This window comes from Asprobacillus argus, from assembly GCF_032248395.1.
GTDB classification, from domain to species: Bacteria; Bacteroidota; Bacteroidia; order Flavobacteriales; family Flavobacteriaceae; genus Polaribacter; species Polaribacter argus.
Genome location: NZ_JAVTTO010000001.1, coordinates 368,146 through 385,922 on the forward strand (window position 1 = coordinate 368,146; position 17,777 = coordinate 385,922).

16 protein-coding genes and 1 tRNA gene are annotated in these 17,777 nt (G+C 34.2%); 12 read left to right on the forward strand and 5 right to left on the reverse strand.

The features are described 5' to 3' along the window. Positions 1–36: 36 nt before the first annotated feature. Both nusA and rimP read right to left on the reverse strand, forming a co-directional pair. On the reverse strand, positions 37–1,293 hold the full coding sequence (gene nusA / locus RQM59_RS01635) for a transcription termination factor NusA (RefSeq protein WP_349240313.1): 1,257 nt from the start codon (positions 1,291–1,293) through the stop codon (positions 37–39). A gap of 12 nt (positions 1,294–1,305) precedes the next feature. Further along, complete coding sequence (rimP, locus tag RQM59_RS01640) at positions 1,306–1,767, reverse strand: ribosome assembly cofactor RimP (protein WP_349240314.1); 462 nt, start codon at positions 1,765–1,767, stop codon at positions 1,306–1,308. A 157-nt stretch (positions 1,768–1,924) separates the two neighbouring features. On the opposite strand from rimP, the gene RQM59_RS01645 reads away from it, so the two are divergent. Continuing rightward, positions 1,925–2,752, forward strand: coding sequence for a universal stress protein (locus RQM59_RS01645; protein ID WP_349240315.1), 828 nt, complete (start codon positions 1,925–1,927; stop codon positions 2,750–2,752). A gap of 44 nt (positions 2,753–2,796) precedes the next feature. Here RQM59_RS01645 and RQM59_RS01650 read toward each other — a convergent pair. Further along, positions 2,797–2,868 (reverse strand) — tRNA-Gln (locus RQM59_RS01650). 167 nt (positions 2,869–3,035) lie between these two features. Between RQM59_RS01650 and RQM59_RS01655 the strand changes: the two genes are divergently transcribed. Continuing rightward, on the forward strand, positions 3,036–6,131 hold the full coding sequence (locus tag RQM59_RS01655; RefSeq protein WP_349240316.1) for a glycosyltransferase family 117 protein: 3,096 nt from the start codon (positions 3,036–3,038) through the stop codon (positions 6,129–6,131). 3 nt (positions 6,132–6,134) lie between these two features. After that, positions 6,135–6,755: a polysaccharide deacetylase family protein gene (locus tag RQM59_RS01660; RefSeq protein ID WP_349240317.1), complete on the forward strand. Its 621-nt coding sequence runs from the start codon at positions 6,135–6,137 to the stop codon at positions 6,753–6,755. Here the strand turns inward: RQM59_RS01660 and RQM59_RS01665 are convergent. Both RQM59_RS01665 and RQM59_RS01670 read right to left on the reverse strand, forming a co-directional pair. After that, on the reverse strand, positions 6,752–7,045 hold the full coding sequence (locus RQM59_RS01665) for a thioredoxin family protein (RefSeq protein ID WP_349240318.1): 294 nt from the start codon (positions 7,043–7,045) through the stop codon (positions 6,752–6,754). The genes RQM59_RS01660 and RQM59_RS01665 overlap by 4 nt on opposite strands. Positions 7,046–7,131: 86 nt before the next feature. Continuing rightward, a complete protein-coding gene (locus RQM59_RS01670; RefSeq protein WP_349240319.1) occupies positions 7,132–8,352 on the reverse strand; it encodes a metallophosphoesterase in 1,221 nt (406 codons plus the stop codon). Between the two features lie 130 nt (positions 8,353–8,482). On the opposite strand from RQM59_RS01670, the gene RQM59_RS01675 reads away from it, so the two are divergent. The 9 genes from RQM59_RS01675 to RQM59_RS01715 all read left to right on the forward strand — a co-directional run bounded on the left by RQM59_RS01675 (position 8,483) and on the right by RQM59_RS01715 (position 17,708). Further along, positions 8,483–8,914, forward strand: coding sequence for a hypothetical protein (locus RQM59_RS01675; RefSeq protein ID WP_349240320.1), 432 nt, complete (start codon positions 8,483–8,485; stop codon positions 8,912–8,914). Between the two features lie 101 nt (positions 8,915–9,015). Then, a complete protein-coding gene (polA, locus tag RQM59_RS01680) occupies positions 9,016–11,847 on the forward strand; it encodes a DNA polymerase I (protein ID WP_349240321.1) in 2,832 nt (943 codons plus the stop codon). A gap of 40 nt (positions 11,848–11,887) precedes the next feature. Continuing rightward, on the forward strand, positions 11,888–13,087 hold the full coding sequence (xerA, locus tag RQM59_RS01685) for a site-specific tyrosine recombinase/integron integrase (protein WP_349240322.1): 1,200 nt from the start codon (positions 11,888–11,890) through the stop codon (positions 13,085–13,087). Between the two features lie 25 nt (positions 13,088–13,112). Continuing rightward, positions 13,113–14,192: a hypothetical protein gene (locus RQM59_RS01690; RefSeq protein ID WP_349240323.1), complete on the forward strand. Its 1,080-nt coding sequence runs from the start codon at positions 13,113–13,115 to the stop codon at positions 14,190–14,192. Between the two features lie 150 nt (positions 14,193–14,342). After that, the gene (locus RQM59_RS01695; protein ID WP_349240324.1) at positions 14,343–14,819 is read left to right on the forward strand and encodes a hypothetical protein; all 477 of its coding nucleotides are present in this window, start codon (positions 14,343–14,345) and stop codon (positions 14,817–14,819) included. Positions 14,820–15,014: 195 nt separating this feature from the next. Beyond that, positions 15,015–15,809, forward strand: coding sequence for a cation efflux transmembrane domain-containing protein (locus RQM59_RS01700; protein ID WP_311352366.1), 795 nt, complete (start codon positions 15,015–15,017; stop codon positions 15,807–15,809). 156 nt (positions 15,810–15,965) lie between these two features. After that, positions 15,966–16,388, forward strand: a complete 423-nt coding sequence (locus RQM59_RS01705; RefSeq protein WP_349240325.1) for a hypothetical protein — start codon at positions 15,966–15,968, stop codon at positions 16,386–16,388. Positions 16,389–16,628: 240 nt separating this feature from the next. Then, complete coding sequence (locus RQM59_RS01710; protein ID WP_349240326.1) at positions 16,629–16,979, forward strand: bleomycin resistance protein; 351 nt, start codon at positions 16,629–16,631, stop codon at positions 16,977–16,979. A gap of 177 nt (positions 16,980–17,156) precedes the next feature. Continuing rightward, positions 17,157–17,708, forward strand: coding sequence for a Crp/Fnr family transcriptional regulator (locus tag RQM59_RS01715; RefSeq protein WP_349240327.1), 552 nt, complete (start codon positions 17,157–17,159; stop codon positions 17,706–17,708). Positions 17,709–17,777: the final 69 nt, after the last annotated feature.

The window sequence follows — 17,777 nt, forward strand, 5'->3', positions numbered from 1 at the left end:
CTTTATTGTAAAAATTATCTTTTACGTATTGTTTGATTAATCCTCAAACTCTTCTTTTAATATTTTTTGAACTTCTAAAATAGTTTCTTCTTCTAAATCAGTTCTTTTTAAAAGTTCTTTTACATTGGTGTCTAATACACTTTTTGCTGTATCTAAACCAATATTTTTAAATTCGGCAATTACCCAATCTTCAATTTCATCTACGAATTCTGTTAACTCAACATCCTCTTCTTCTAGACCCTCTCTTTGCACATCGATCTCGTATCCTGTTAACTCACTTGCCAAACGGATATTTACACCGCCTTTTCCAATAGCTTTTGAAACTTCTTCCGGCTTTAAAAATACGTTAACACGACCTTTCTTCCCATTTTTCTCTTCTTCAAAAGCTTCAATTTCCATAGAAACAATCTTCGCTGGACTTAACGCTCTAGCAATAAACAATTGCTCATTCTTTGTATAATTAATTACGTCTATGTTTTCGTTTCCTAGCTCCCTCACGATTCCGTGAATTCTTGAACCTTTCATTCCAACACAAGCTCCAACTGGATCAATTCTATCATCATATGAGTCAACGGCAACCTTTGCCTTTTCTCCCGGAATTCTAGCAACTCCTTCCACTGTGATCAATCCATCAAATACTTCAGGAATCTCTTGCTCGAATAATTTTACTAAGAAATCAGAAGACGTTCTTGACAATATAATTGCAGGTTTATTACCTCTAAGCTCTACTGATTTGATTACACCTCTTACTGAATCTCCTTTTCTAAAGAAATCAGATCTGATCTGTTCGCTCTTTGGTAATACAATCTCATTGCCTTCATCATCTAATAAAATAATCGCATTATGACGAATATGGTGCACTTCTGCACTATAAATATCTCCTTCTAAATCTTTAAATTGTTTAAAGATATTGGTGCTATCATGCTCGTGAATCTTAGAAATCAAGTTCTGACGTAATGCCAAAATTGCTCTTCTTCCTAAGTCTATTAATTTTACCTCTTCAGACACATCTTCTCCGATCTCAAAATCAGGTTCGATCTTTTGTGCTGCTGATAATTCAATTTCTTCATTATCGTCTTCTACCTCTCCATCTGCTACTACAATCCTGTTTCTCCAGATCTCTAAATCTCCTTTGTCTGGATTAATGATAATATCGAAATTATCATCAGAACCGAACTTTCTTTTTAAGGCTGCTCTAAACACCTCTTCCAAGATAGACATCAATGTTACTCTGTCTATACTTTTATTGTCTTTAAACTCTGAAAACGAATCAATTAACGCTATATTTTCCATTACATTATATACTTAAAATACAATCTTCACTTTTGCTTCTTTAATATCTTTATATGCCACCGTAGCCATTTTTTCTACTGTAACTTTACCTTTACCTATAGGTTTTGGTTCTCTTGCTTTCCATTCCAAAACAATTTCATTGTCATCTGCTTTGGTTAGGGTCCCTTCATATTCCTGATCTTCTGTTTTCACTTTTAGAATTCTACTGATATTCTTTAAATATTGTCTTTGGGTAACCAAAGGCTCTTTAATATCAGGCGATGTTACTTCCAAAGCAAAATCTTCTTCTTCTCTGTCCAGGTTATGCTCTACATGTCTGCTGATTCTAACAATTTCTTTTAATGAAACTCCTTCATCTCCATCAACTACTAAATGAATCTTGTTATTTGCTAGAAATTGTAGACTTATTAAAAATAATGACTGATTTTCTTCTAACGCTTCTGTAACAAGATTTTGAACTTTCTCTTGATTCATCTTAAAATATAAAAAGAGGGGACTCACGTCCCCTTCATTCTCTTTTGCTGTTATTTTCGCTGCAAATATAGTAACTAGTTTACTAATAACCAAATAGGATAAATCAATAATTTTTAGTAAATTTAGATGTGTTATAACCCACTAAAACTATCCGTATATGAAAACAATATTAGTACCCGTAGACTTCTCAAAAAAATCTGAATATGCTGTTAAGCTTGCGTCCAATATTGCAAAGAATTCTGAGTGCGAAATTCACTTGCTTCATATGGTCGAATTACCAACCGGAATTGTTGACATGGGCGCTGGAAGTAACTTTAGTATTCCAGAGAGTATGATGTACCTGAGAAAAGTTAAAGAAAAGATCACAAAACTTAAAGAATCCTTCTTCCCTGAAGATGATACTGTAAAACACGGTATTCGGTTTCAGAATCCTTATGAAGGGATTACCGAATACGGCGCTAAAATTGAAGCAGACCTTATTGTAATGGGGTCGAAAGGGATCTCAGATTTTGAAGAGATCTTGATAGGTTCTAATACAGAAAAGGTGGTACGTACTTCTAAAATTCCAGTAATCGTTGTTAAAAAGGATGTAGAGAATTTTAAAATGAAAAATATAGTCTTTGCTTCTAACTTTAAGGATGAAAGCAAAGACTCCTTTACCAAATTGGTCGATTTCTCTACACAGTTTAAGAGTAAGATCCATTTACTCAAAGTAAATACTATCGATAAGTTTGAAAGCTCTTCTGCCTCTAAAGAAAAGATCAAAGAGTTTATAAGTGAATTCAGTGTTCCAAAAAGTACGATCAATGTATACAACGATGTGTCTGTAGTAAAAGGGATTATTAACTTCTCGAAGGAGATCAATGCCGATCTTATTGCATTAAGTACACATGGAAGAAGCGGTTTATCTCATTTATTTAATGGGAGTATCTCTAAAAACTTATCCAAAAATGTCATTCGTCCATTGATTACCTTTAAAATATAAATCTTGAACATAAAAAAAGCTTCACTGATCAGTGAAGCTTTTTGTTGGCCTACAAGGACTCGAACCTTGAATGTCGGTACCAAAAACCGGTGTGTTACCAATTACACCATAGGCCAATACCTAAATGCGGATGCAAATTTAAGTCAAACTTTTTATCCTGCAAATATTTTATGCATTTTTTTGATTTTAACAAACTTTTAATAACACTCATATCTCGCTTACCACTTCTTAAACGTTTTTTCTCGTAGAAATTAGTAAATTCGCCACAATTATTCATTGGTCTATGTCATCACTAAACTATAATAAATGGAACGTCATCTTAGGATGGGCTGTTTTTTTAATCGCATTAATAACCTACACGCTAACGTTAGAACCCACAGTTAGTTCTTGGGATTGTGGAGAATATATCTCTACCTCCGTTAAATTAGAAGTAGGGCATCCACCAGGAGCCCCTCTTTTTCAAATGCTAGGAGCCTTTTTTGCTATGTTTACAAGTGATGTTGCACAGATTGCAAAAATGGTCAACTTCATGTCGGCCTTAGCAAGTGCATTTACCATTTTATTTATGTTTTGGACCATTACAAATTTGGCCAAGAAACTTGCGTTAAAAACAGGAGAGATCTCTGAAGGTAAGCACATTGCTATCTTAGGCAGTGCAGTAGTAGGTTCTTTGGCCTACACCTTTTCTGATAGTTTTTGGTTCAGTGCTGTTGAAGGTGAAGTATATGCAATGTCTTCCTTTTTAATGGCTGTTTTATTTTGGCTCGGACTTAAATGGGAAAGCGAAATTAATACTCCTAGAGGTAATAAATGGCTAGTACTGATCAGTTTTGTAGTAGGACTATCCTTTGGAGTACACATTTTATCACTATTGGTAATTCCATCGATCGTTCTATTGTACTTTTTTAAGACATACAAGAATATTACTTTAAAAACTACCGCCATAGCCACGGTAATTTCCGTATTAGTATTGGCTTTTGTTTTTAAATTTTTATTCCCTTTTACCTTAAAGTTCTTCAGTGTTTCTGAATTGTTCTTTGTAAATTCCTTTGGGATGCCGTATAATTCAGGAACCATTATTGCTGGAGTTATTTTAATCGTCCTTTTCTATTTGGGATTAAATTATACCCGAAAAAAGCAAAAGGTAACTGCAAACACATTAATTCTTTCGATCTTATTTATCATGATCGGTTTCTCTTCTTGGGTAATGCTTCCTATTAGAGCGAATGCGAACACAACGATTAATGAAAATGATCCATCTAGTGCTAGAGAATTACTTGCCTATTACAATAGAGAACAATATGGTGATGCGAATGTCTTTTATGACACCTACTACTCCAACAAATATGGAGATTCTAGAGACAAAAAGAATCCCTACAAGGATGACAAGCCTAAATATGAGAAGCGTAATGGTAAATACGAGATTGTAAATAATTACAAAAACGTAATTCCAAACTATTCTGGAAAGCACAAAGGTTTTATTCCAAGAATGACAAACCCAGCTTCTGAGGCCTGGTATAAACGAATTGCAGATATTCCGCCAAATAGCAAGAGAAGGCCCACCTTTGGTGAAAACCTAAAATTTATGGTCGAATATCAATTCGGTTATATGTATGGGCGCTATTTTATGTGGAACTTTGTTGGACGTCAAAACGATATTCAAGGTCAATATAACAGAAACGGAAACTGGATCAGTGGTATTCCAGCAGTAGACACCTTCTTTAGAGGGTCTCAGAAAAATTTACCTTCTGAAGCGTTACAGAATAAAGGGCGAAACACCTATTATTTCTTGCCGTTGATCCTTGGAATCATAGGCTTACTATACCAAGTTCGGTGGGATCAGAAAAACTTTTTCACCTTACTGATCTTTTTCCTGTTTACTGGATTTGCGATCATCTTTTATACCAACCCTAAACCTTTTGAACCCAGAGAACGAGATTATGCCGTCGTCGGAAGTTTTTACATTTTCGCTATATGGATCGGGTTTGGTGTGCTAGCCTTATACGAGTATTTTAAATCCTTTGCCAATAAAAGAATAGTAGCCATGGCGGTTTCTATTATTTCCTTAGTTGCAGTCCCCATATTGATGGGTGCTCAAAACTGGGATGATCATGATCGCTCTAACAGATATACGGCGCGTTTAAATGCGCAAGCGTATTTAGAATCATGCGATCCAAATGCGATCATGTTTACCATTGGAGATAATGACACATTCCCACTGTGGTATATGCAGGAAGTAGAAGGTATTAGGACCGACATTAAGTTGGTGAATACAAGCCTTTTTGCAACGGATTGGTATATTGATCAAATGAAAAGGAAGACCTATGACGCACCTCCAATTCCATCGCAACTGAAGCATGACGAATACAAATATGGAACGTTAGACGTTGCTTATTACTATCCACTACCTCAATTTAAAGATACTATTGTAAACATCGATTACTTTATGAGATGGATTCAAAGTAAAAGCGATGTGACCTACGTTGAAACGGAGAATGGCCTTAAAGAAAAAATATATCCAACGAATAGAATTCGTATTCCAGTAGATAAGGAAGCAGTTCTTAAGAATGGTATTGTAGCTCAAAAAGATGCTGATAAGATTGTTGATTATATTGACATTACAGTGAGCGATAGAGGCCTTTTAAAGAACAAGATCTTGATGTTAGACATTCTTGCGAACAACAAATGGAAACAGCCAATCTATTTTACAGGAGGCTCTAATGACGAGGAAGAATACATTTGGCTGAAGGATTATCTTCAGTTAGATGGTATGGCTTATAAGCTTGTGCCAATAAGAACACCGATGATACAGATCAATCCTGATGGGTCAAGAACGGAAAGAAGTATGTTTGATATGGGACGTATTGACACTGAAAAGATGTACAATAACATACAGAAATTAGAATGGGGCAGCATTAATGATGGTAAGATCTATATTGATGAACAGACAAAGAGAAATGCCATTAGCATGCGAAACAATATGCTTCGTTTGGCAGAAGCTTTTGCCGCTGAAGGAGACACATTACGATCTAAAGAAGTATTAGACCTTTCTTTGGAGAAAATGCCTATCAAAGATTTTGGGCACTATAGTATTTCTTTAGGATATCCGGAATTGTACTACAGAATTAACGAGGCTGAAAAAGCACGAGAAAGTGCGGATGTTCTTCTAGGTCTTATTCGAGAAAATATCCTTTGGCTAGAAACATTCCCTGAATCAGAAATAAACCTCATCATTGACGATTTGCAAACAAACATTTATATGTATGATGAAGTATTGCGTCAAATTGAGCTGTACGATACGCAAGAAGTATTTAAAAAATATGAAGCCGAAGGGAAAAAGTCTTTAGAGTTTTTAAAGGTTCCGCAACGTGGAGAATAGTAAATGAAATTATACACATCTAAAACGCCATCTGTATTTCCTAAACTATTTTCAAAATATAGGTGGCATTTTCATTCTGATGAAAAAATACTATACCTAACCTTTGACGATGGTCCTATACCCGAAGTAACGGAATTTGTATTGGAGCAATTAAAAAAGTACAATGCGAAAGGCACTTTCTTTTGCATTGGGAAAAATGTAAAAAAGAATCCCGATATCTACAACCGAATTCTGTCTGAAGGTCATGTTGTTGGGAATCACACACACAATCATTTAAAAGGCTGGAAAGTCAAGACTAGAAAATACCTTGAAAATATAGCCAAAGCAGATCAATACATACATTCTAAGTTGTTTCGTCCTCCTTACGGTAAGATCAAAAAAAAGCAAGCGAAAGCGTTATTAGAGCAGGGTTATCAAATTATCATGTGGGATGTACTTAGTGCAGATTTCGACACTGAAATTACTCCAGAAAAGTGTTGGGAAAACGTAAAAATGAATGCCAAAAAAGGAAGCATCATTGTATTTCACGATAGCCTAAAAGCTCGAAAAAACATGGAATTTGCACTTCCAAAAGCTTTAGAGCACTTTACAAAAGAAGGTTATTCTTTTAAAGAAATTTCTTAAAAATACTGCTGTACAAGACCAATGAGTGTATTGGCGTCTTGCTCGCCAGTTTGGCGCCACTTCATCTCCCCGTCCTTGTAGATCATAAACGTTGGGTTCCCCTTAACACGCAGTGCGTCAGCAAGCATTTCGTTCTTCTTTATGTCAATCTTTATTACCTTGGCCTTATCACCCAAAGCTGCCGCAACATCCTTTAAAGTATCTAAGCTATTATCAGCATCTTCCCAATCAAAATAGAAATCTATCAAGACCGGTTTTTTAAGACTGATTAATTCACCAAACTTTGTCATTTTTCTTAGTTTTTATAGGGGTTAAACGTAAAATTTCTACATTTAATATATACAAATATAACATTTCTGATTAAATGACTTGATTATCAAGCTTTTTTCAGCTCTATCACTGTAATTTCTGGCCAAATTCCTACCCTTCCAGGGAAGGCATGGTACCCAAATCCTCTATTCACATTTATATACCTTCCAAACTCTTCATATACTCCCGCCCATTGTTTATATCGATACTTAGCTGGGCTCCATTTTATAAGACCCGGAATTTCGATTCCCATTTGCAGACCATGCGTATGACCGCTTAAGGTTAAATGGTAGTTAAATTCATCTTCTTTTACCTGCACATCCCAATGTGATGGATCATGTGTCATCAATACTTTAAAATCTGTTTGAGCGATGTTCTGCTTCGCTTTTTCCAAATCTCCAACGCGTTTAAATCCAGTTCCCCAATTCTCTACACCTACTAACGCAATCTTTTCTCCATCTTTTTCAATAAATCGATTTTCATTTAACAAAAGATCAAAACCCATTCTAGGATGTAAGTTCTTGATCGCATCAAAATTGGCCTTTTTATGATCTTCCGTTTCCCATTGCGTATAATCGCCATAATCATGATTTCCTAAAATGGAGTACTTTCCAAAAGGAGCTTCTAAAGCACCAAACATCTCTACCCAGTCTTCCATTTCATCCGCCTTGTTATTTACAATATCTCCGGTAAATAAGATCACATCCGATTGCTGCTTGTTGATCATATCTACTCCATACTGGATCTTCTCTTTATTGGTAAAACTTCCCGAATGGATATCGGATATTTGAGTTATCTTAAAACCATCAAAAGCATCAGGCAAATCTTTAAATGCCAACTGATACTTCAATACTTTGTAATTGTATTTCCCTTGAATCATTCCATAGATGAAAGATGCAAAAGGAATAGCAGCTAACCCTAGCGCTATTTGAGAAATAAAGGTTCGTCTTCCTGGTAAGGGTTGTGTTGGACCACTAATCACAGAAATTAGTTTTACACTCCAACGATATATATCCTCTCCAAATAGGACCACCAATAGAATGATCTTTGGAATGAGCACCGTAAGCATTAATCCTGCTGCCAATTGAAATCCTTTTGTCTGACCTGCCGATCTGGGCGTTGTGAAAATGGTGATGAAGAAGTTTAGGTAGATGCCTACACCTATCAATAACCAGATCCAACGAATCAGTTTATTTTTAGAAACCGTTTTAATCGCCTGAAAGGCATAAAATTCTAGTAAACATATAACCGCAACAGCGATAATAAGAGGGATGATCCAACGTGGCATAAATGCATAAAAATTTAATGCGCTAAGATACTGCGAAAAATTAGGCATCATTTTAACGTCTTGTTAAAGTTTTGTAGCTTTAACGGTGTAACACCTCTACTATACATTTATTAACTTGAACAACCCAGAGATGAGCAAGTATCGGGAAATTGAGGCATTGAATGAGATTTATGTTAAACACAAAGTAGAAATTCGTTTTTCCACCACAGATTTTCTCGTAGATAGCAAAGAATATAGAGCCGTCACATTTAAACTAGGAGGAAAAACTTTTAACTTCTATGTAGAAGATGAACTGGATGATCTGAGATACAATTATCCTTTGCTTAACCTTTGCCTGGTTCTACGTGAGCTAGAAGGGTACGCGTATGCTCAAGATTATTTGGTTTGGTGCCAGGAACGTTATTTAGATCCAAAGAATGAGAATATTTTAGCAAACTACAGAAATTTGGCAACCATTTACAGAGAAGTAGAAGAAATCATGGGTAACATTGATAGTCAAATCAGCGATTGGGATTTTGAAATGGGAAGTGGTGCTTCCTGGGAACTAAGAAAGAAAGGATAGTTATAAGAACCCGCAAATCCCCATACCTTAAAATTACTGTGCTCAACACCTTTTAAAAACATAAGTTTTTAGTAGATTTATAATCTTAACAAAATAGATAAATGGCAGATCAAAAAAGACTTTTTTTACTGGACGCTTATGCATTGATCTTTAGAGGTTATTATGCATTTATCAAGAATCCTAGAATTAACTCTAAAGGAATGGACACCTCCGCTATTTTAGGGTTTACCAATTCATTGTTAGATGTGATTAAGCGAGAGCGGCCAGATCATTTAGCTGTGTGTTTTGACAAAGGAGGTAGTGTTGCCAGAACGGAAGCTTTTCCTGAGTATAAAGCGAATAGGCAAGAAACTCCTGAAGCCATTAGAATTGCGGTTCCATATATCGAAAAAATCCTACAGGCCATGAACATTCCTGCCGTAGTAAAAGCAGGATACGAAGCGGATGACATTATTGGAACCTTGGCAAAAAAAGCCGAAAAAGAGGGCTATAAAACCTTTATGGTTACTCCAGACAAGGACTTTGCCCAATTGGTCTCTGAAAATATATTTATGTATCGACCTCGTTTTGGAGGTGGGTATGAAACTTGGGGAATTCCTGAAGTACAGGAAAAATTTGGTGTAGAGCGGCCAGAACAGGTCATAGATTTCTTAGGAATGATGGGCGATTCTGTGGATAATATTCCGGGATTACCAGGTGTAGGAGAAAAGACGGCAAAGAAATTCTTAGCGGCTTATGGTTCTATGGAAAACTTATTTAAAAACACCCATGAGTTAAAAGGAAAAATGAAGGAGAAAGTTGAAGCCAGTCAAGAATTAGGGTTACTCTCTAAAGATTTGGCAACGATCATGCTGGACGTTCCTGTAGAATTTCACCAAGAAGATTTTGAAATGTGTATGCCAGATATACATGCTACCAAAGAGATCTTTAACGAATTAGAGTTTAGAAGGCTTACAGATAATTTTGAAAAAACTTTTGCTCCTCCAGAGGAATCAACCCAAAAAACGGAAACAAGTGCTCCAGTAGTTAAAAAACCCGTGGCAAAATCGGATGGTCAGTTCGATCTTTTTGCTGCTCCGGGAACAGGTAATGTAACTGAAGAAGAAAGTAGCAGCGGATTTAAAACCATTACCAACACGAATCATTTTTATCAACATGTAAATACACCTTTATCTAGAGCGTTATTGCTTAAGAAGTTATTACAACAACCTTCGGTATGCTTTGACACAGAAACGACGGGGTTAAAAGCATTGGAAGTTGAGTTGATCGGTATTGCTTTTTCGTGGGAAGCTGGAAAAGGGTATTATGTATCTTTTCCCGAAGATCAAGGAGAAACACGAACCATTTTAGAAGCGTTTAGACCCTTTTTTGAAAGTGAAACGATCGAGAAGATTGGGCATAATTTAAAATACGACATCAAAGTGCTATCGAATTACGATATGCCTGTGAAAGGAAAATTGTTTGATACGATGATCGCACATTATCTGATCAATCCGGATATGCGTCATAATATGGACATCTTATCCGAGACTTATTTGAACTATCAACCAGTCTCTATTACCGAGTTGATTGGGAAAAAAGGAAAGAATCAATTATCCATGCGCGTTGTTCCTGTAAAGGATCAAACCGAATATGCTGTGGAAGATTCGGATATTACGTTGCAGCTCAAAGAGCACTTCACTAAAGAATTAGATAGTGGAAATGTGACGAAATTGTTTAATGATGTCGAGCTCCCTCTAGTTTCTGTATTAACTGCTATGGAGATTGAAGGCATTAACCTAAATACAGATTTTCTAAAAGAATTATCGGTTGCTTTATCTGACGATATTGCCCGTTTAGAGAAAAACATCTTTGAACAGGCTGGGGAGGAATTTAACATTGCGTCTCCGAAGCAATTGGGGATTGTGTTGTTCGAAAATATGAAATTGGTAGAGAAGCCTAAAAAGACTAAAACAGGTCAGTATTCTACGGCTGAAGATGTCTTGTCTTACTTAGCTAAAGACCATCAAATTATTGCGGATATTTTAGAATACCGTCAGTATAAAAAATTACAAAGCACGTATGTGGATGCGTTGCCTAATGAGATCAACCCAAAAACAGGACGTGTACATACTGTATATGCACAGGCAGTTGCTGCTACGGGTCGTTTGAGCTCTAACAACCCGAACTTACAAAACATTCCGATTAGAACGGAACGTGGACGTCAGGTGCGTAAGGCATTTATCCCACGTGATGAAAATCATGTGTTGCTAGCTGCCGATTATTCGCAAATAGAATTACGAATTATTGCCGCATTGAGTGAAGAAGAAACCATGATCGAAGCTTTTAAAAATGGGGAAGATATTCATGCTTCTACGGCTGCCAAGGTTTTTAATGTGCCGCTTGAAGAAGTAACACGGGAGCAACGTAGCAATGCAAAAACCGTGAATTTCGGAATCATCTATGGTGTTTCGGCTTTTGGATTGAGTAATCAAACGGACTTATCTAGAAAAGAGGCAAAAGCCTTGATTGACACCTATTATGAGACCTATCCAAAGTTACGGGCGTATATGGCAGAACAGGTAGATTTTGCCAGAGATCATGGTTATGTAGAAACTGTTTTACAAAGACGTCGTTATTTAAAAGACATCAATTCAAGAAATGCCATTGTACGTGGTGCCGCTGAACGAAATTCGGTAAATGCGCCTATTCAGGGATCTGCTGCGGATATTATCAAGCTAGCGATGATCAACATCCATAATCGTTTTGAAAAAGAAAACTTTAAATCTAAAATGTTGTTACAGGTACATGATGAATTGGTCTTTGATGCGCATAAAGACGAATTAGAAACCATCAAACCTATTATTAAAGAAGAGATGGAGAATGCTTACAAAATGGCCGTTCCTCTAGACGTTGAAATGGGTATTGGCGAAAATTGGTTAGAGGCGCATTAAAGTTTTTTTATTATTTTTATAACTGCTATTGTTATGAAAAATGAAAAAATTACCTACCGTTTCTTTAGAAGTCAACTATTTTAAAAACGAAAACAAACTTTTTATTCGTTTCCCATATAATGAAGATTTTATCTCATTGTTAAAAACTATTGAAGATTCTCGATGGAGTAAATCTCAGAAGGCTTGGCATGTTAATAATAATCCGAAAAACTTAAAATTTCTTTTTTCGCTTTTTAAAGGAAAAGCATTGATTGACTCCAGTAAAATTCCTTTTAAAAATAAAGAACAAGTCCAGCAGGAAATTACTCCTAAGAAAGCAGTTGCGAAAGCTAAAAGATTCAATATTCCTGAAGAGTTTTTATTGTTCTTAAAAAGGAAAAGATATAGTGAAAATACTATAAAAACATATTGCTCATTTCTTTCTGAATTTATCGGGTTTATATCTCCAAAATTATTAGATAATGTTGAGTTTGAAGATATAAAAAGGTATATCAATTTTTTGGTGAATTCAAAAAGAGTTTCTTCTAGTACACAAAATCAAGCGATCAATGCTTTAAAATGTTATTACCAAAATATGTTGAGATGGGAACGATTTGCTATCTCTATTGAGCGACCAAGGAAAGAAAAGAAACTCCCTAAAGTTTTAAGCGAACAAGAAGTATTAAAAATGATACAAGTCTGTGATAATTTAAAACACAAATTAATTCTCTCATTATTATATTCTGCGGGGTTGAGAATGAGTGAACTTTTAGGATTGAAAAAAGAAGATATATTGTATGATAAAAATCTTATATTTGTTAGGAATGGTAAAGGAAAGAAAGATAGGACAATGGTCTTATCTGATCGAATCCAACAACTTTTAAGCATTTATTTAGATACATTTAAACCTAAATATTTTTTGTTTGAAAGTTTAAAAAGAACTAAATATAGTTCATCTAGTGTAAATAAAATTGTTAAATCCATGGCTAAGAAAGCAGGAATTCATAAAAATGTAAGTGCTCATATGTTGCGACATTCTTTTGCTACTCACTTACTTGAACAGGGTTTAGATTTACGCTATATACAGCAATTGTTAGGACACGGCAGTAGTAAAACTACAGAAATATATACTCATGTTAGCAGCAAGGCTTTGTCAAAGATAAAGAGTCCTTTGGATACTTTTCTTGATGCTAATACTACTGATTTTAAGATCATTAACACTAAAGACGATATAATAAATATAAATACACCTTCCGTTTAGCGAGAAGTTGTGCTTAATGCGAAAAATGAATAGAACACTAACCATATTTTTGATTTTTGTTTCAGTTAATCTTTACTGTCAAGATTCTATTGGAATAAAATCAGATTCTCTAAAACAGGAGAAGAAAATAATCCAACCAGAGGACACAGTAAAAACTAAGAAGTCGCAAAAAACTGACACTATAAAACTTAGCTTTAAAAATGACATAACAATCCCTATAGCAAAAGACAATCTTACTAAAGTTGTTATGGTAAAAGAAAAAACTAAGGTTGACTGGTTAAAATATCTTTTACCGATTTTCACCTTATTCTTAGGTATCTGGGTTAAAGGAATAATTGAAAAACGTTCAGACAAAAAGAAATTAATAAAATCAGGAGAACGTTGGATAGCTGAATTAAGAAGCGTAGAAGAACCGATAAAAAAGCAAATTCAATTCTTACAAGAATATTCGGATGAACATAAAAAAGAAGATTTTAAAATTCGAAACTTGGAATTGATTTCCTCACTAAGCGGAGAAGTCTTCAAATCTCTCGACAAAAATGATTTAATAAAGTATATTGAGCTTAATAATAAGAAAACAGACTTTAAAGAAATTGTCAAAATTTCGAATAGTACTCACGGCTATGTAAGTGTTTTAGAACATCTTTACGAAACCTTAAGAGATAAATTCAACAGATACCTAACTGGAACTTCAAAACATACTACTTCCTTAAGTTTAAGTCTGCAAGATTTTAGCAGTGCTTTTAAAGATTATGGTGTTGAACTTGAAAAGGAATTAAATTCTGACCCTTTGGATGACCCAAGGTATAGACCAATTGCAGATTTATACTCTGCCCAAATAATGCCTTATCTAAAAGAGGGAAACTTTAATCCATTTGTTTTGAGGAGAGAGTTTTTCCTTCCCTTAGTTGATATTTTAGCTCATCTTAGACTTGACCCAAGAACAAAAGGACTTGCAAAAGCTATGACCAAGGGACTGAATGCAATAAGAGGTATAGAATTAGAAAAAGACTATATGTCAAAAAACTTAGATAGTATTATTACTCAGTATAATAAACAATTGACTGGATTAGAAGAACTAATAAATAAAATCAAAAAGCACTAAGCACAACAATGGCTATAAGTAATTGCTTGTTCTCGCCTACTTCTGAAAATCCTCGCGGATTTTCAGTTTGGTGTGTACTTGCAAAGTTAAGTACTAAACCACGCAACTACTCATAGCCGAGAACGTTGTACTTCATTAAATAACAGTAATATGAAACTAACAAAGATTACAATTTTAATTATAGTAATAAGCTCAATATCAAGCATAAGTGCTCAAGAAACTTCGAATAAAATGAATTGGGAAGAAACTATTGAATTTATCAATAAGAATAAATCAGAGTTTAAAACTGCTATTTTCACATCCCCTGATGATTTTATTTTTCAATTAGATAAAACCGATTTAAAAATTACTTACATCACTGATGGTGTTTATGCTATCACTAAATGTGCTATCACAAAACTTGATAAAGTAAACAATGAAGGAGCACAAATATTCCTTGATTTTAATACAGAGAAGTGCACTAGATACGAATATAAAGGAACATATAAGAAAGGGGTTGAGAGAGAACCCGCAAATAAATTAGAAGTTGACTTTATTGATTTTTTTTTAGAAAAAGAAGATAATAGTCGTAGTCGTAAAATAATAGAAGCTTTTAAGCATTTAGCTAGTCTAGCATCTAAAAAATAATACGATGTAAACCTTTCAAATTTTAAAAGAATAACAAAGTACAACAACGTGTATAAGCAATAGCGGTTTAAGTGCATATTTGAATCGTTTTTTCATTTTAATAGGTATGTTGTAAACTGAAAAGTTGTAGCTTTAAATCCGCTACAGCTCATACACAAGGCCGTTGTGGTTAATGTCCAAAAACCGATAAATTGAATGAACAAAACGATATTTGAGATTACCAAAATGGATTGTCCTTCAGAGGAAAATTTAATCCGAATGAAATTGGATGGAATCTCAAGTATTGCGAATTTGGACTTTGACATTCCCAACCGAAAACTAACTGTTTTTCACAGCGGACAAATTGACCAAATCGAAAAGTCCGTTATCGAACTGAATTTAGGCGGAAAGAAAATCTCGACTGAACAAACCGAACAAACGGAATTTAAAGAAAATGCAAACCAAAAAAAGTTACTTTGGTCTGTACTTACCATAAATTTTGCCTTTTTCATAATCGAAATGACAACTGGATTAATCTCAAAATCGATGGGATTAGTTGCAGACAGTTTGGATATGCTTGCGGACAGTTTCGTTTACGGAATTAGCTTGTTTGCGGTTGGCGGAACTCTGACAAGAAAAAAGCGGATTGCGAAACTTGCTGGATATTTTCAAATAACACTTGCAATTATTGGATTTGTGGAAGTGTTAAGGAGGTTTTTCGGAGACGAGAAACTTCCCGATTTTTCGACAATGATTATCGTTTCAATTTTTGCGCTTATCGCAAATGGAATTTGTCTTTACATTTTACAAAAGTCGAAAAGTAAAGAAGAGGCACATATGAAAGCAAGTATGATTTTCACTTCGAATGACGTGATTATTAATTTAGGAGTCATAATCGCTGGACTTTTGGTAAATTGGTTGAGTTCGAGCAAACCCGATTTGATTATCGGAACAATCGTTTTTATTTTGGTAATTCAAGGAGCATTAAGAATTTTAAAATTAAGTAAATAAATAAAAAACACTAACCACAACAATGGCTATAAGTAATTGCTTGTTCTCGCCTACTTCTGAAAATCCTCGCGGATTTTCAGCTTGGTGTGTACTTGCAAAGTTAAGTGCTAACCCACGCAACTACTCATAGCCGAGACCGTTGTAGGTAATTTAGAAATGAAAAAAAATATCGCTAGAGAAATTGTTTTAAGAATATTAAGAATAGTATTGGTTATTCTATTGAGTTTTATTCTTTATCCATATTTAATAGATTTTATCGAAGAGCATGAAGAGGTAATAACTTTTGGTTTTGTAATTTCTTCTATAATTATTTACTTAATTATGTTAATAATTAGTGGGATATATTTGATTTTAAAAAAATTCTTATTCAAGAGTCAATTTGATAATAAAAACAAATTGATCATATTTTTAAATCACTCTTTGGTCATTTTAGTATTAATCTTTTTTACTATCAATTTTCAAGACTATCTTGGTTTCAAGTACTCAGTTTTGTCTCTTTTTGTAATTGAAACTTTTGGAGTGATTAGCGTAATCTATGATGAATATTTTGAATCCGATGAAAAAACACAGGATGATTGAATTAAACTACCTACAACAATGGCTATAATTCATTGCTAGTTGAAAGATTAAAAACGAAAAGAATTGCTAACTTTAAACCTAATAACAAAAAACAAACGCTTGATTTCTACTGCGTCTTTTTCAGCGCGACTTGCCACAGGCGCGTCGCAGTCTGAAGTCGCAACGAAATCATAGCCGAGACCGTTGGCAGTCATTTAAGAAAACGTGTCAATTTAAAAATTTAAGATAAATAGTAAATTTATGTTAACAGATATTAACCCTAAATTACCAATGCGTAATAAATCCAATACAAGAAGTTATTATGTAAACCAACTAGGTTTTCAAGAATTAGGTGATTACGAGGGGTATTTAATGGTTAAGAAGGATGGCATAGAAATTCACTTCTTTGAATTTAAAGAACTTAATCCAAAAGAGAATTATGGAATGATTTATATCAGAACTGATAATATAGAAGGTTTGTATAAATCTATGCTTGAAAATAAAATAGAAATTCATCCAAATGGACCCTTGGAAAATAAACCTTGGGGACAAAGAGAGTTTGCCTTACTTGACCCAGATAATAACCTATTAACTTTTGGACAAAGTATTTAGGTACTAAAAACGAACAGCCAACAACGTGTATAGTTCATTGCGTCTGATTTTCCTTTCGGAAAATCCTCGCTTCTGAACAATAGGTTTCTGTTAATTTACTAACTTAGTGCTTCACGCAACGAAACCATACACGAACACGTTGTAAGCAATTAAAATAAAAATAGTGCTTCAAACAAAATGAAAGAAATAATTCAATCAACCATTAATTTATCCGATGAAATTTATGAATTGTTTCTGAACTCATCAAAAAGAAAAGAAGTAAAAAAAAATCAAATATTATTCAAGCCAAATAGGGCTACAAGTAAAATTTTATTTCTTGAAAAAGGACTTTTACGAGGTTACAAAAATATAGACGGTAAAGACTACACACATCATTTTTATTTTCCCAATTGGTTTGCAACTGATTTTGAAAGTTTTTTAACAAAAAAACCAAGTCAAATCTGCATTGAAACACTTACTGAATCTGTTTACTATGAATTCAACAAAAAAGACCTTATAAACCTTTACAAAAATTATCATCAATTAGAAAAATTAGGCAGAATAATTTCAGAAAGAGCATATCTATCAACAGTTGAAAAACTATCAAATATGCAAACACTTGATTTGAAACAACGCTACAAAAGTTTAGTTATTAAAAATCCGGAATTATTTCAAAAAGTACCACAAAAACATATTGCATCATATTTAGGCGTTTCCGAACAAAGTTTGAGTAGAATAAAAAAGGATTGATTTCTTAACAAATGTGAATTTATTAAACTAAAAAGAAATGTTTCTTTGTATTGGAAACAAATAATTCGA

What these genes read in the sequence shown, in the direction of transcription:
- rimP (WP_349240314.1), bottom strand. Translation starts at nt 1,767, where the DNA reads ATGAATCAAGAGAAAGTTCAAAATCTTGTTACAGAAGCGTTAGAAGAA.
- nusA (WP_349240313.1), bottom strand. Translation starts at nt 1,293, where the DNA reads ATGGAAAATATAGCGTTAATTGATTCGTTTTCAGAGTTTAAAGACAAT.
- RQM59_RS01670 (WP_349240319.1), bottom strand. Translation starts at nt 8,352, where the DNA reads ATGCCACGTTGGATCATCCCTCTTATTATCGCTGTTGCGGTTATATGT.
- RQM59_RS01645 (WP_349240315.1), top strand. Translation starts at nt 1,925, where the DNA reads ATGAAAACAATATTAGTACCCGTAGACTTCTCAAAAAAATCTGAATAT.
- RQM59_RS01715 (WP_349240327.1), top strand. Translation starts at nt 17,157, where the DNA reads ATGAAAGAAATAATTCAATCAACCATTAATTTATCCGATGAAATTTAT.
- RQM59_RS01705 (WP_349240325.1), top strand. Translation starts at nt 15,966, where the DNA reads ATGAAAAAAAATATCGCTAGAGAAATTGTTTTAAGAATATTAAGAATA.
- RQM59_RS01655 (WP_349240316.1), top strand. Translation starts at nt 3,036, where the DNA reads ATGTCATCACTAAACTATAATAAATGGAACGTCATCTTAGGATGGGCT.
- RQM59_RS01695 (WP_349240324.1), top strand. Translation starts at nt 14,343, where the DNA reads ATGAAACTAACAAAGATTACAATTTTAATTATAGTAATAAGCTCAATA.
- xerA (WP_349240322.1), top strand. Translation starts at nt 11,888, where the DNA reads ATGAAAAAATTACCTACCGTTTCTTTAGAAGTCAACTATTTTAAAAAC.
- RQM59_RS01690 (WP_349240323.1), top strand. Translation starts at nt 13,113, where the DNA reads ATGAATAGAACACTAACCATATTTTTGATTTTTGTTTCAGTTAATCTT.
- RQM59_RS01710 (WP_349240326.1), top strand. Translation starts at nt 16,629, where the DNA reads ATGTTAACAGATATTAACCCTAAATTACCAATGCGTAATAAATCCAAT.
- RQM59_RS01675 (WP_349240320.1), top strand. Translation starts at nt 8,483, where the DNA reads ATGAGCAAGTATCGGGAAATTGAGGCATTGAATGAGATTTATGTTAAA.
- RQM59_RS01700 (WP_311352366.1), top strand. Translation starts at nt 15,015, where the DNA reads ATGAACAAAACGATATTTGAGATTACCAAAATGGATTGTCCTTCAGAG.
- RQM59_RS01660 (WP_349240317.1), top strand. Translation starts at nt 6,135, where the DNA reads ATGAAATTATACACATCTAAAACGCCATCTGTATTTCCTAAACTATTT.
- polA (WP_349240321.1), top strand. Translation starts at nt 9,016, where the DNA reads ATGGCAGATCAAAAAAGACTTTTTTTACTGGACGCTTATGCATTGATC.
- RQM59_RS01665 (WP_349240318.1), bottom strand. Translation starts at nt 7,045, where the DNA reads ATGACAAAGTTTGGTGAATTAATCAGTCTTAAAAAACCGGTCTTGATA.